Genomic DNA, 13,165 nt, shown 5'->3' with positions numbered 1-13,165 from the left:
CTGTCTTTTATGTCAGAAATTCGGGGTTGATGCCAGGAGGCGGTATGTCTGAACAGTTCACGTTGCCCGGGTTTGATGGCGCCCCGCCAAGCCCCCCACCTTCTGCAAAAGTACTGGCAAAATTTCCGCGTGGGCGGGCGCCCTATACCTTGTTCTTCTCCATTTTTCCGCAAGCCGAAGCCGCCAAGGCCATCGCGATACAAGCAGCACGTTTGGGGCGCGAGCATGGACTGGTCGGCAAACCGCTGCTGGCACATCGCTTGCATGTCACGCTGCACGACCTCGGCGGCTATGCCCAATTGCCGCCAGACATTGTCAGGACCGCCAGAGAGGCCGGTGACGCTGTGGCGGCGCCTGCATTCGATGTGGTCTTTGACCACGCGATGAGCTTTCCGAGCAGCGGGACCTACGTTCTGTGTGGCGGCGCCGGCACGGCGCAACTTGCGGCTTTCCGCCAGAGCCTTGGCCTGGCGATGGATTATGCGGGGCTACCGGTGAAACGCAGCTTTACCCCGCATATGACGGTTTTGTACGATCGCCACCCCATTGCCGAGCACGCCATTGAGCCCATCACCTGGACCGCGAAGGAATTTGTCCTTATCAACAGCCATGTTGGCCAAGGGGTGCATGAGGTGCTGGGGCGCTGGTCCTTGCGCGCCTGACAGCGTCAAGCTCAGCCGCGATTCAGGTCGACCAGGGCGTCCATCACCAGTTGTGGGTTCTTCATCAGTTGGTCTTTCCAGGCGCCAAGGTGGCGGCGTGACTGGATCAGGCCGCGGATGGCCCCCACATGGTGGGGATGACCAATGGTGATGGCACCGATCAACTGGTCGCCATCGAAACACAAGCGGGTGTAGATAAAGTTGGCTTCGTCCACCACTTCGGTGCTGTCGCCCGTCGGGATGCCCTGCCACAGCCCAAAGGTGTGGGAAATGAGGCCGACGGAGTCCAGCACATTCATGCTCAGGCTGCCGCGGTAAGCCACCTCCTTGCCGGCCATGTTCAGCGCCGCGATGCGTCCATGCTCGGTGGCGGTGGGCTGCAAGGCGTGCACCACCCACTCGCCGGTGGAAAAATCACGTCCTTCCGCGACATCGCCCGCCGCGTAGACGTGCGGGACGGTGGTGCGCATATGCTCATCAATCACGACACCGCTGCGGATCTCGGCACCGGTGCCTTCGAGGAAAGCAACATTCGGATGCACGCCAGTGGCCAGGATGATCAGGTCGGCGTCGATGGTGCGTGTGTCCATGACCAGTCGCGGGCCTGGCTCGATGCGCAGGGTGCGCCCGGTGGTGATGACCTCCACGCCGCGGCCCTCCAGCCAGCGCTGCAGCATGTGACTGCCCACAGGTGTCATCATCGAACGCAGAATCTGTCCCGAGCGACCGGCCACCACTGACAGCTGCGCGCCGCTGTTCACAAGCGACTTCATGCACACCCCGGCAACAAAACCCGCGCCCAGCATGACCACGCGCGCACCGGGCACGAGCTTGGCCGCGATCTGGCGGGCGTCTTCCAGGGTCCAGCAAGTCACCGCGCCCGGCAAATCGGTGCCGGGTATGGGCGGCAGCGAAGGCGATGAGCCGGTGGCCACCAGCAGCCGGTCATAGTTGAGCTGCGAACCGTCGTCGAGATCGACATGGCCGCCGTCCGGCCTCGCATGCAATTGCAGCGCCTTGCAATTGAGGTAGCGAATACCAAGGCTCTCCAGGTGGTGATGCGATTGGCGCTGGTGGGCGCCGTTTTCATCAATAGCGCCATTCAGGATGTAGGGAATGGCCATGCGCGAATAGGGTTCGCCGGGTTCACCGCTGACCAGCGTGATACTGGCTTGGGGAGCATTTTCGCGCAGAGTTTCAGCAGCCCGCACCCCTGCGGATCCGGCACCGATGATTACGAAGTTCATGGTAGTTCGCCTTGTTGTGCATCCCGTGTAGATGCGTTCCTATCAAGCCCGGTTAGCACCAGAACCGCGTCCTGCCAGGACGTGACAGTACAGCCGAGCGACCCTTGCAAAGTGTAGCTGCTTGTCGGCGCCAACAAGCCGACCCTCAAACACTTGAAATCAGGATCAAATGCCAGTCTTGATGGCCGCTGATTTACCATCCACCGCAACCATGCCAACCCAAGCCCCTGGCGCAGGCAAGCGGGCGACTTTCAGGAGAATTCGATGGCCTTCGGTTCAACCATGAACATCTGCTACCTGATCCTGGGCGTTATCGCACTGGTCCCGCCAGCCAGGGCGCTCGCAGACGAGGCGCGCGCGAACTATTTCGATGACCCGTTCTTGCAGATCACAGCCGCCATAGCAAATTGCCCCAAGCAAGCAGAGCCGACGATGACGCCAGCCCAGGTGCGAGAGGAAACACACTGGCGGGCCGAGCGTGGAACCAGCTGTTTTCAGTCCGGGCGCTGCCGCCTTCCGAATGCCTATTTGTACGACAAGGAAATCATTCCAAGGGTCAAGAAGGCGATTCTCGCTGATGGGCGCTTTTCGGACACCAGCATCTCGGTCGAGGGGCAGCGCCGGTGGGTCTGGCTGAAGGGCTGCGTCAGCAAGCGGGAACAATCTTCCGCCGTCGAGCAACTCGTGCGCAATATTGACGATGTCGAATCCGTCATCAATCAACTCATCGTGGTGGACAAGTAGAAGCGCTGGGACCACGCACTTGGCAAACTGAAGTTGCTCGTGGAAGGTTGATGATCTGGCGTGCGATATTTGACTTGATGCGATTGGATTTGCGATCCGTCTGCCGGATGCTTGATCCAAGTCAGGCCTGAATTGGCGTTGAAAGACTATAGTTCCACTCAGGGTCGCCACAAGGCGCTCCTCAGTTTTCTATCCCATGAATACGATGATTTTTATGGAGGCCGGCAGTCTGATGGGTCCTAACAAATGGGCTTGATTGACTCGACGCCACAATAATTCCCGACTGTCAAAATACGGAAACGCGGACATGAAAATATTTGCATCAATGAAAATCGGCAAGCGCCTCGGGTTCGGCTTTGCGGTGGTTTTGGCCTTTGCCGTCCTCATCACAGGTATCGGCGTTTGGCAGCTCAACGCACTGGGCAACGCGACACGGGAAATGATGCGGGAACCGCTTGCCAAAGAGCGACTCATCAGCGACTGGAGCCGCAATATCAACGTTGCCGTGATTCGCACCACGGCTGTTGCAAAAAGCAGCGATCCGAGTCTGGTCCCCTTCTTTTCGACCAATGCGGCCGAAATCACCAAAAGCACTTCGGCGCTGCTGAAGCAGATCGAGCCTCTGCTTTCGAGTCAGGAAGAAAAAGACCTGTTTTCAAAAATCTCAGACGTACGCAAAGCCTATTTATCAAGCCGCGACCAGGTAACCAAATTGAAGGCGGACGGCCAAGCCGACGAAGCGAATCGTCTTCTTGAGAGCAGCTACATACCTGCTGCAGATAACTACATGAAGCTGGTTTCCGAATTTCTCGACCTGCAGCGTAAGAATCTGGATGCAAAGGCCGTCGAGATTTCCGAAATTGAGACCACCAGCCGCACTTACCTGGTGGCACTCGCCGCCCTTGTCCTGACCTTCGGCATCATTTGCGCATGGCTGCTGACCGTGGGTATTACGGGTCCTTTGACAAATGCCGTTGCGGTCGCCCGGCGGGTCGCGGATGGTGACCTTGCGACCGACATCCAGACCGAGGGCAAGGACGAAACGGCACAGCTGCTGCACGCCCTGTCAGCCATGAAAGACAATCTCGCCCGCATCGTGGGCAATGTGCGCCAGGGATCGGAGGGCGTGGCCACGGCCAGTGCCGAAATCGCCCAAGGCAACAACGACCTGAGTGCCCGCACCGAACAACAGGCCAGTGCGCTGGAAGAAACCGCTTCCTCCATGGAAGAACTCAGCGCCACCGTGCGGCAAAACGCCGACAACGCCAGACAGGCCAACCAACTGGCTCAAAGCGCCAGCACGGTGGCCATCAAGGGCGGCGAGGTGGTGAGCCAGGTGGTGGAAACCATGAAGGGCATCAACGACAGCTCCAAGAAAATCTCCGACATCATTCAAGTGATCGACGGCATCGCCTTCCAGACCAACATCCTGGCCTTGAACGCTGCGGTGGAGGCGGCGCGCGCCGGTGAGCAGGGCCGTGGCTTTGCCGTGGTGGCTTCTGAAGTGCGCAGCCTGGCCGGACGCTCGGCCGACGCCGCCAAGGAAATCAAGAGCCTGATCAACGACAGCGTGCAGCGTGTCGAGCAGGGCTCCACGCTGGTCGATCAGGCCGGTGTCACCATGACCGAAGTGGTGAGTTCGATCAGGCGTGTGACCGACATCATGGGTGAGATCAGTGCCGCCAGCACCGAGCAGAGTCAGGGCGTGGCGCAAGTGAGCGAGGCCGTGACGCAGATGGACCAGGTGACGCAGCAAAATGCCGCGCTGGTGGAAGAAATGGCGGCCGCCGCGAGCAGTTTGAAGAGCCAGGCACAAGAACTGGTCGGTACGGTGTCGGTATTCAAGCTGTCGCAGAGCCAGAGTGCCGGTCTGCCCGACAGCAGCGCCTCCCAGCGGACAAGGAGTGTCCGATCCGCACCCGCTCCAGCGGCCAGAAAACTGGGCAACACGCCCGCAAAACCTGCGACCAGAGCCAAACCCGACGCCCTGGCAGCCCCCGCTGCTGCAGCCCCCAAGGCGGTCGCTGATGACTGGGAAAGCTTTTGACCGAGCACGCGCAAATTTTTCTCGGTAGCGCCTGCCCCAAGCGCCCCATGGTGCTTGATGCGGCAGTGCGGCTATTCCACGAGGATTTAAGCCGAATCAGGCTGTAGCCCCCGTCGCATCTTCATACATTGCTATATAAACAATAGCGTAATTTGACGATGAGCGCGTCCAGCCCAGTCGTCACTACCGCCAGCACTTTAATCACGCAAAATCATTTGTCCCCGAATCTCGCCAGCGGGGTGGGCCGCAGTGTGTATATTGGCGTACCACTTGCCCGCCAGCAGGTCCGCAGCCTGCGCCGGGGTCAGCGTCGCGCGGCCCTCCAGGGGGCTACTGACCGGGGTGTTCAGGGGCAGGGCGACCTTGGCGTTGGCGCCAATAAGGGCCGGACCATGAAAGTGGCCTGCGGTGGCGGGGCCGCTCAGGCCGGCAAATGACATCTTCCAGCGAAACAGTCGAGTGTTCTTGTTCAACACGGCGTCCACTCGCCCCGTCGCCGCAGTGGCCACCGGGGGCACCTCGTTCATACCCGTCATCTGGGTGCTGAAGGTCGCCAGATGCGCGTTGGGGTCAGGCGGCGCGACGCTGCAACCCGCCAAGGCCAAGGCCAAGACCAGGCCGGTCAATGCGAACGTGTGGCGCAGGGCAAGATGAAAATACATGGTTGACTCCTTTTTTATTATTGAACAGTGTTTCGGCCGGAGTGTAGGTGGGCAGGCGCCTTGAGCGTGATTTTGTTGGCCGATAATTTGTAACAAAATAGGCATCCAGCCCCCATATTCATTGGACTTATAGCTACCATTTTGGTAGCTACAGCAAGGCTGACCCGTGCTGCACAGAATGCAATGCCAAAGATAGAGGGGTCTCACTGATCTGACTCCAAATTGGAAATCAGACCCGAGCCACGCAAATTCTCGGCAACTTGCGCAGCCAGCACGCGTGCGCTGGCTCGCTGGGCGTTTTCGCCGCTGCCGTCGCCGAGCGCAGCGGCGACCCGAGCGAGCGCACTGTGGCACTCCCGCGCGAGCCGGACGCACCCGATCTGTTCGGCCAGCGTTACGGCCAACGTCAGCTCATTGCGCGCAGATTCGTATGCCTTGCCAGCGAGCCATGCCAGGCCGCGCAAGTGATGGGCTTGCCCGATCAGCTCCCGCAAGTCGCCGCGCGAGGCCAGCGCCAGCAATTGGTCCGCCTGCGTGAAGCACCCATCGGCGTCGCCATTGGCCAGCGCCAACTCGGCGAGCGCCTCCAGGCAGCGCAGCGTCAGCCAGGCTTCACTGTGATCCTGCGTGTACTGCTGAGCCGCTAGTAATGCCGCCCGATCAGTTCGCACACAGAGGCGCAGTTGTGCAATCGCCAGACCGGCTTGCAGCCTGGGCTGCCAGAACTTGATCCCGGCGTCGCGTGCGAGCAACAGACCCCGTTCAAAGTGCTGCAGCGCCTGCCCGGGCTGATTCAGGTCCAGAAACAGGCCGCCCAGCGCGTCATGCGCCATGATCTGGTACCGAGCCAACCCCAGTGTTTCAAGACGCGGCAGGGCCTCGCTCAAATCATGCCAGGCCTGGTCAAATCGGCCGAGCGCCACCTGCACATTGGCGCGTCCGATCAGGGTCGGGCCGATATGCCACTGCAGGTCGGCGGCGCGCGCGATGACGAGGGCGGCGTCGAAGTGTGACAAGGCGCGTGGGTAGTCGGCCAGCCCCATATGACCGCTGCAGGCCCAGCCGATCATCATCAGGTTTTCCGATTCATAGCTCTTGTCGCCGATGCCGCGTGCAAGGTCGAGAGAACGCGAGAAACAGACGATGGCCGCCGCCGGTTCGGCATTGGCGAAATGGGCTTCCCCTCGGCCGTGGAATGCCTGCACGGCGACCAGGTCAGTCAGGCACAGGCGCTCGCAGATCGCCACCGCTTGTTGGTGATAGGTGATCGCCAGATCGTTGCGACCGTTGCTCCAGGCCACCGTTCCCAGGTGATACAAGGTATCGGCCGCATGGCGTTCATCACCCATGGCCAGCGACGCCGTGAGTGCCTCGTCCAGGCAGACAATGGCCTGCTGGTAGGCGTCGGCGCGCCGATAAGCCATGCCGAGCTGAATCAATACATCACGCGCATGCCCGTGCTCACCCAACGCGCGCGCGGCATCTATCACCCGTTGAAAATCGGCCACCGCGCCCTCGATCTGGCCCGCCTGCGCCCGCGCCGCGCCACGCTGCTCGTACAAGGCGAGTTGTTGGGCTTGCGTTGCCGCTTCGGGATGGGCTTGCAGTAACGCGACGGCGCGATCAAACCATTTCAGCGCTTCGCGCATTGCAAATAATTTTTGCGAGTGCTCGGCGGCCAGACCTAAATAAAGCAGTGCCTTGGACCACATCTTCCCGCGCTCATAGTGCTCGGCAAGATGGGCATGGCGCTCATGCGTTTCACTTTCAGCATGCTGCTCCAGCATCTCCGCCACCGCCCGGTGCAGCAGTACGCGCCCGGCCATGCCGATGTCCCGGTACACCACCTCTCGCACCTTGTCGTGACTGAAATCATAGAACTCGCCGTCCTGCTCCTCTCGCAGCAGCCGGCGCTTCACCAGCGCATCCAGGCTGTGCAAAAAGCGCTCTTCGGGCACCCGGGTGAGCGTGAGCAGGGTCTCGAAGTCAAAACGGCGCCCGAGCACGGCCGCCACGTCCAGCAGCAGCCGGTCTTCCTGCGGTACGCGGGCCAGACGCGCGCGCACCGAGTCACGCAGGACGTGCGGCAGCGGTAGGTTGAGCGCGTCGCCGACAGTGCCTTCATCTTCACTCAGCGAGTGCATGATCGAGCAGAGGAAAAATGGATTGCCGTCCGTTTCACGGTGCAGCCGGGCGGCAAGATCAGGCGCACTCAGTTTGGGATCCTCCATTGCGTTGAGCAACGCCTGCGTATCGCCGGGTCCGAACCGTGCCAGCGCCATTTGCCGCGCGTAGGGTTCACGGCGCAGGCTCTCAAGCAGGCCGGCGAGGTGTTCGTTGCTGCCCAGTTCCTCATCCCGATAGGCGCAGGCCAGGAGCACCGGCCGGCTCGCAATCTGGCGCGCGAAAAAATGCAGGAATCGCAGGCTGGCGTCGTCTGCCCATTGGATGTCATCCATCATGACAATCAACTGCCGGTCCTGCGCCCGCGCGTCGAAGAGTTGTACCAGCGCATGAAACAGGCGCGCTTGGCGCGCCTCGGGAAAGTCCGCCGACAAGGGGGGCAGGTCAACCAGGCGGGCTGCCATGGCCGGCACCAGCGCGGCGATTTCGGCCAGCAGGATCGGTGCGATCAAACGCAGCCGGGCCTCGGGTGCTGCGTCGCACGCCTGGGTGGCGAGATCGATCACCGGCTGATACGCTATCGCGCGCTCGATCTCGTAGCAATTGGTGCTCAGCACCGGCAAGGCCCGCTGGCTCGCATAACACGCCACCTCAGCCATGAGTCGGCTCTTGCCGATGCCGGCCTCACCTTCGATCAGTACCACCTGGCCGCTGCCCGCGGTGAGTCTGGCGATCAGACCGATGAACTGCCCGTACTCCTTGTTGCGCCCGACGAAGGGGGATTTTTGTTCGCCGGCGTGGCCGAGCTGATCGCCGACAGTTCCGAGTCCGTCGCTCGCGGCAGCGGCGCGCGTTGCTTCGATGGGCAACTCATCAAGCGGCATGCGCTTGGGCGCTTGCAGGGTGCGGGAAGCCTGCAAAAACGCCGCCCGGTCCTGCGCGGGAATAGCGAGTTGCTCGGCCAGGCGTTGCGCCAGTGCCCGCGAAGGTCGACGCTCCTCGGCTTCGATCTTCTTGATCGCGGCCAGCGAACAACTGACTTTTTTTGCCAGCGCGTCCTGGGTCAGGTCAAGCGCTTTGCGCCGTCGTCGCAGCCAGTATCCGAAAGAATTGCTCTGCTCAATCATGTTCGGTGCCTGTCCTTGATGCCCCTATCGGTACATCTTATCCCTGCGGTCTGCGCCTGTCCGCTCTTTTTTTGTCTCCCCGTTTGTCCACTTTTGGGTGACCCTGGGGCAATGCGGATGGTGTGCAATACCTCGGCGTGTTTCGCAATCGCGGATGCGCTTGATCACAGTGAGATCAACGAAGTACATCAACATCAAAAGGAGTTTCCTATGACTACGACACTCTACCAACGACTCGGCGGCGCAGACGGTATCGCGCGACTCGTGGACGACATCATTGCCACACACCTGGCCAATCCCCTCGTCAAAACGCGATTCGAGAAGATCACAGACATGGCACACATCAAAAAACTGTCGCGCGAGTTTTTGACGACGGGCTCAGGCGGACCGCAGACTTACACCGGGCAGGGCATGCTCGCCGCGCACAAGGGCATGAACATCAGCGAGCAGGAATTCCTGGTGGTGGTGGATGACATCTTTGTGGCGCTGAACAAGAATGGTATCGACGAGGACTCGAAGAAAGACGTTCTCGCCATTCTCTATTCACTCAAGGACCAGATCATCCGCGTATGAAGACGCCAGGAATATTGGTGAAATACAACCCGAATTCAGGAGCACGATGATGGACACTTTATCCCCTGCGCCTGCCATCGATCTGGTGGCGCTGAAGCAGAAGCAGCAAGCCACCTGGTCTGCAGGCGACTACGCTGTCATTGGAACAACCCTGCAGATCGTCGGTGAGACGCTGTGCGAAGCGCTTGATTTACGTGCCAAAGAGCGCGTGCTGGATGTCGCCGCCGGCAACGGCAACGCCACACTGGCCGCAGCGCGGCGTTGGTGCGATGTGGTCTCAACCGACTATGTGGGCGCGTTACTGGTGCGCGGTCAGGCGCGCGCCAGCGCCGAGGGCCTGGCCGTGCAGTTCACAGAAGCCGATGCCGAGAACCTCCCCTACACGGATGGTTCGTTTGATGTGGTGCTGTCCACCTTCGGTGTCATGTTCACACCCAACCAGGAACGGGCGGCGAGTGAACTCGCCCGCGTGTGCAGGCCAGGCGGAAAGATAGGCCTTGCCAACTGGACACCACCCGGCTTTATCGGCGAGTTGTTCAAGCTGATTGGTCGTTACGTCCCACCGCCCGCAGGTGTCAAGTCAGCGGCACTGTGGGGTACCGAAGATCGCCTGCGCGAGCTGTTCGGCGAGTCCATCGCCTCGCTCGAAACCTCACACAGGAACTTCGTGTTCCGCTACCGCACGCCGCAGCACTGGCTCGACACGTTTCGCACTTACTACGGTCCGATGCAAAAAGCGTTCGGCGCCGTTGATGCTGCCCAACAGGAGGCCCTGGCCGCCGATCTGCTGTATCTGGTGCGGCAGTTCAACCGCGCAGACGACGGCGCGATGGTGGTGCCGGGCGAGTACCTTGAAGCCGTTATAAAAGTACGTTGACTGCGAATGGCAGGCAGGGACAGTTGCAGCTGGAGAACTGGGCGCATATGAGAAAACTGGCAAATTGAAGCGCTAGCCCCCGTCAGTGTTGGGTACGCAGCTATCACATTGATAGTTCTCCATCCTGTTGTTGCATAACCAGAAAACTGGCAACGGGTCGACTGCAACTCAAAGTGTCCATGACGTCAAAATGATTGCGCCGGCAGCATTCAACACGCGAAAGACGGTTTAAGAAATATTTAGCATTTTCTTAAGCACCCCGTAGCAAATCCTTAAGCAATATTTAAGAGCGCGCCGGTGCGCCGATTTTTAGACTTCTTCCCATGGTTGCTGGCACATGGTGTGCCTTGTGGCCATACCCACCAACGGCTCCGGGAGCCTCAACCAAGGAAGAAACATCATGAAGATCAACGAACAGGAAATTCAGGCCATCACCGCCGCCCAGCCAAGCCCGCGTCTGGACCTCTATGCCGGTATCCACAAAGCGCTGCGCGCACTGATGGCCGACACCCTGCTGGCCGTAGGCCGGATGGATCCAGACGACACAGCCGAACGCAGAGCCGTCAGCGCCCGCGTGCTGGAACTGCTGGACTTCTGCGCCTCGCATGTGGCGCATGAAAACGAATTTGTCCATGCCGCCATCGAGGCCCGGGCACCTGGTGCCAGCGACGCCATTGGTTACGAGCATGAGGTGCATCTGGCCCAAATTGCCCGCCTCAGGACCGCTGTAGCGGCCTTGAGCGGGCCCGCCGGCAGCGACGCCGCTGCCGCGCTGGACCTTTATCGCAGCCTGGCCTTGTTCATCGCCGAGAATTTCCAGCACATGCACGTCGAGGAAACCGCGCACAACGCGGTGCTGTGGGCACGTTACACCGATGCCGAGCTGGTCGCCATCCACAACACCTTGTTGGCGTCGATCCCGCCGACCGAAATGATGTACACGCTGCGTTGGCTTGTGCCCGCCATGCACGCGGGTGAACGCACAGCGCTGCTGGCCGACATGCAGGCGCACGCACCGGCTCCGGCCTTTGCCGCCGCGCTGGACACGGTGCGGCCGCACCTGAGCGACGCCGAGTGGGCCAAGCTCACCCGCAGCCTGGGATTGCCCCCTGCGCCGGGGCTGGTGCAGGTCTGAGCCTCAATCCATTTGCGTCAACTCGACCGGGCGCTGCAGGGCCAGCTGAAAACGGCCGCGCCCGGTTTTTTCGATGCGGATGTGGGGGCCGTGTTCGGTCAGGCGGCGCTGCAGCAGCAACAAGCGGGCCTCCAGGTTGTCCGCCACATCGGGCAAGCCGAGGTTGGGGTCCAGCCGCAACTCCCGGTTGGAAAAAACGGTGCGCCCCTGCTGAGTGAAATCAGTCACCAGCTTCCAGAAAATGGCCCCCGCCACACCCTTGATCAGGTAGTGGTTGTTGATGAAGATACTGTCATTGGCCCGGAAATGGCGCACTTGCAAGGGGCTGCCCACGGCTACCGGCAAGGGGGCGGCAGGCGGCACCACTTCGGCCGGTTCGGGTGACACTTGCAGCAGGTCAATGGCCGCGCCCAACTGGCCCGCCATGGCAACCAGCACGTCTTCGTCCTCAAAGTTGAACTGCAGGTCGTTGGGGCTCTCAATAAACAGCACACCCAACAAGCGCCCGACCGACACGATCGGCACGGCCAGTTGGCTGTGCGGCTCACGCAGGCCGGGGTAGGGAATGTCCTGATCCAGTGTCAAGCCGGGTGTATCGGCGCGCAGGCTGCTGCGCACAGCCTGGCTGTAAAGGTAGGCACTGGTCATGTGCATGATGCGCACCGGCGTGCGCTCGCGCGCCGCCACGCCAATGACACCGTCGCCCATTTCAATTTCCGAGCCCACGCCCGACGTGGCATAACCACAACTGGCCACGGTGTACAGGCGCTGGGTGAGCGGATCAAGCATCAGGACCATGGCGTGGCGCACTGCCAGGGAATCGGTCAGGACGGCCAGCGCGGCATTCAACAAGTCATCCAGGGTCGTGCAGCGCGACAACTGCTCGCTGCAGCGCCGCACCACCTGGAGCATGCCGCAGCGCGCGGGCGGCGCCGGCAGCGGTTCGCCTGCCACCGCTTCGATGGTCTGCACTTCATAGACGTCAGAGCCCAGCAACCGGAACACGTTCGCCATGCCGCTGTGCGACGCAATGCCGGCCAATTGCGCCTTCATGCCTTCAAACAGCGGGCCCTCGGTTTCAGTGCGCAGGTAGCGCAGGTGGAGCCGGAAAAACCCGGCAGTGACCGGGTGCAGCACCAGGACGCTGGCATACGGGTTGGCCAGAATATTCTGGCGTGTCTTGTTGAAGAACTGGAACGACAGGGCCACGTGGCGCTCATCCACGTAGTAGACCTGAGAAATATAGGCCACATTGGGGGTGCCGTCGGCAGCGCAGGTGGCCATCATCGCCGGAATGGCCCCCTCCAGGCACGGCCGGATGGCGCCCAGTACCAGACCGCTCATGTCGTGCTCCCCGACGCGAGGCCGGGCAGGGCGGCACCCGCCTTGGGCCCGGGTGTCTGGTCAAAGGCCTGCGTCGGCTCGAAACTGATGACCACCAGGTCATCGAGCTGGTAGGCCAGCATGGCCTGCGTGAAGGCGGGGTCAAAGCCAACCCGGGACACCTCTTCCTGCATGGCGAGCAGGTAGCGCTGCAGTACCGGCTGGTCCGCGGGCAGCGCACTGCGGGTGCGCGCGCTGATCGCCTTGACCTGCAGCGTGCGGTGGCTGTTTGGCTGGCTGAAGACGACGGCAATGTGGCCGTTCGCAGCGACGTCCTGCAAGAGCTGGCGCGACTGCCGGCGCGACAGGTAGACCGAAATCGATTGGCCGTCGGGCGTAATAGCGCTGCCGACGGCGCGCATGATGCTGGGACGTAGCGCGGCATCGCATGAGCTGACAATCGCGGACACGCCCCCATCCACCATGGCAATCAGGTCCGGCGACAAAAGGGAAGACGGTTTAGTCATCGTGACAAATTATAAAAAAAGCCCACGCTTGGGGAATACATCGGCATGGCAGCTGAGGTGGCAGATGGTCGCTGCACCAATTGGTCATCGACAGGTCGATAGGGTTTGACCGAAATT

At 61.2% G+C, this 13,165-nt stretch carries 11 protein-coding genes; 6 read left to right on the top strand and 5 right to left on the bottom strand.

All coding sequences use genetic code 11. The annotated features are described in order from the left end of the window. Positions 1-44: 44 nt before the first annotated feature. Positions 45-662 carry a 2'-5' RNA ligase family protein gene (locus WA157_RS07320; protein ID WP_422620324.1) on the top strand — a complete coding sequence of 206 codons (618 nt, stop codon included), beginning with the start codon at positions 45-47 and terminating at the stop codon, positions 660-662. An 11-nt stretch (positions 663-673) separates the two neighbouring features. Here the strand turns inward: WA157_RS07320 and WA157_RS07315 are convergent, their stop codons facing one another. Further along, positions 674-1,909 (bottom strand): NAD(P)/FAD-dependent oxidoreductase, encoded by a 1,236-nt coding sequence (locus WA157_RS07315; protein WP_422620323.1) that lies wholly within the window; start codon positions 1,907-1,909, stop codon positions 674-676. A gap of 264 nt (positions 1,910-2,173) precedes the next feature. On the opposite strand from WA157_RS07315, the gene WA157_RS07310 reads away from it, so the two are divergent. Both WA157_RS07310 and WA157_RS07305 read left to right on the top strand, forming a co-directional pair. Then, complete coding sequence (locus WA157_RS07310; protein WP_422620322.1) at positions 2,174-2,653, top strand: BON domain-containing protein; 480 nt, start codon at positions 2,174-2,176, stop codon at positions 2,651-2,653. Positions 2,654-2,960: 307 nt separating this feature from the next. Further along, the gene (locus WA157_RS07305; protein WP_422620321.1) at positions 2,961-4,700 is read left to right on the top strand and encodes a methyl-accepting chemotaxis protein; all 1,740 of its coding nucleotides are present in this window, start codon (positions 2,961-2,963) and stop codon (positions 4,698-4,700) included. A 197-nt stretch (positions 4,701-4,897) separates the two neighbouring features. Here WA157_RS07305 and WA157_RS07300 read toward each other — a convergent pair whose 3' ends face one another. Next, positions 4,898-5,362 (bottom strand): CHRD domain-containing protein, encoded by a 465-nt coding sequence (locus WA157_RS07300; RefSeq protein WP_422620320.1) that lies wholly within the window; start codon positions 5,360-5,362, stop codon positions 4,898-4,900. 203 nt (positions 5,363-5,565) lie between these two features. After that, entirely contained in the window at positions 5,566-8,613 is a 3,048-nt protein-coding gene (locus WA157_RS07295; protein WP_422620319.1) for an AAA family ATPase, read from the bottom strand. A 210-nt stretch (positions 8,614-8,823) separates the two neighbouring features. On the opposite strand from WA157_RS07295, the gene WA157_RS07290 reads away from it, so the two are divergent. The 3 genes from WA157_RS07290 (at position 8,824) to WA157_RS07280 (ending at position 11,198) form a co-directional block, all read left to right on the top strand. Then, positions 8,824-9,186 carry a group I truncated hemoglobin gene (locus WA157_RS07290; protein WP_318665072.1) on the top strand — a complete coding sequence of 121 codons (363 nt, stop codon included), beginning with the start codon at positions 8,824-8,826 and terminating at the stop codon, positions 9,184-9,186. A gap of 46 nt (positions 9,187-9,232) precedes the next feature. Continuing rightward, complete coding sequence (locus WA157_RS07285) at positions 9,233-10,063, top strand: class I SAM-dependent methyltransferase (RefSeq protein WP_422620318.1); 831 nt, start codon at positions 9,233-9,235, stop codon at positions 10,061-10,063. A gap of 400 nt (positions 10,064-10,463) precedes the next feature. Continuing rightward, positions 10,464-11,198 (top strand): hemerythrin domain-containing protein, encoded by a 735-nt coding sequence (locus WA157_RS07280; RefSeq protein WP_422620317.1) that lies wholly within the window; start codon positions 10,464-10,466, stop codon positions 11,196-11,198. Positions 11,199-11,201: 3 nt separating this feature from the next. On the opposite strand, the gene WA157_RS07275 is transcribed toward WA157_RS07280, so the two are convergent. Both WA157_RS07275 and WA157_RS07270 read right to left on the bottom strand, forming a co-directional pair. Continuing rightward, positions 11,202-12,542, bottom strand: coding sequence for a GAF domain-containing protein (locus WA157_RS07275; RefSeq protein ID WP_422620316.1), 1,341 nt, complete (start codon positions 12,540-12,542; stop codon positions 11,202-11,204). Continuing rightward, positions 12,539-13,048, bottom strand: coding sequence for a hypothetical protein (locus WA157_RS07270; protein WP_422620315.1), 510 nt, complete (start codon positions 13,046-13,048; stop codon positions 12,539-12,541). The genes WA157_RS07275 and WA157_RS07270 overlap by 4 nt, the downstream gene beginning before the upstream one ends. Positions 13,049-13,165 lie beyond the last annotated feature (117 nt).

The sequence above is a fragment of the Rhodoferax ferrireducens genome, from assembly GCF_049302455.1.
In the GTDB taxonomy this organism is placed as follows: domain Bacteria; phylum Pseudomonadota; class Gammaproteobacteria; order Burkholderiales; family Burkholderiaceae_C; genus Rhodoferax; species Rhodoferax ferrireducens_B.
This window is presented reverse-complemented; position numbering and strand designations above follow the sequence as displayed.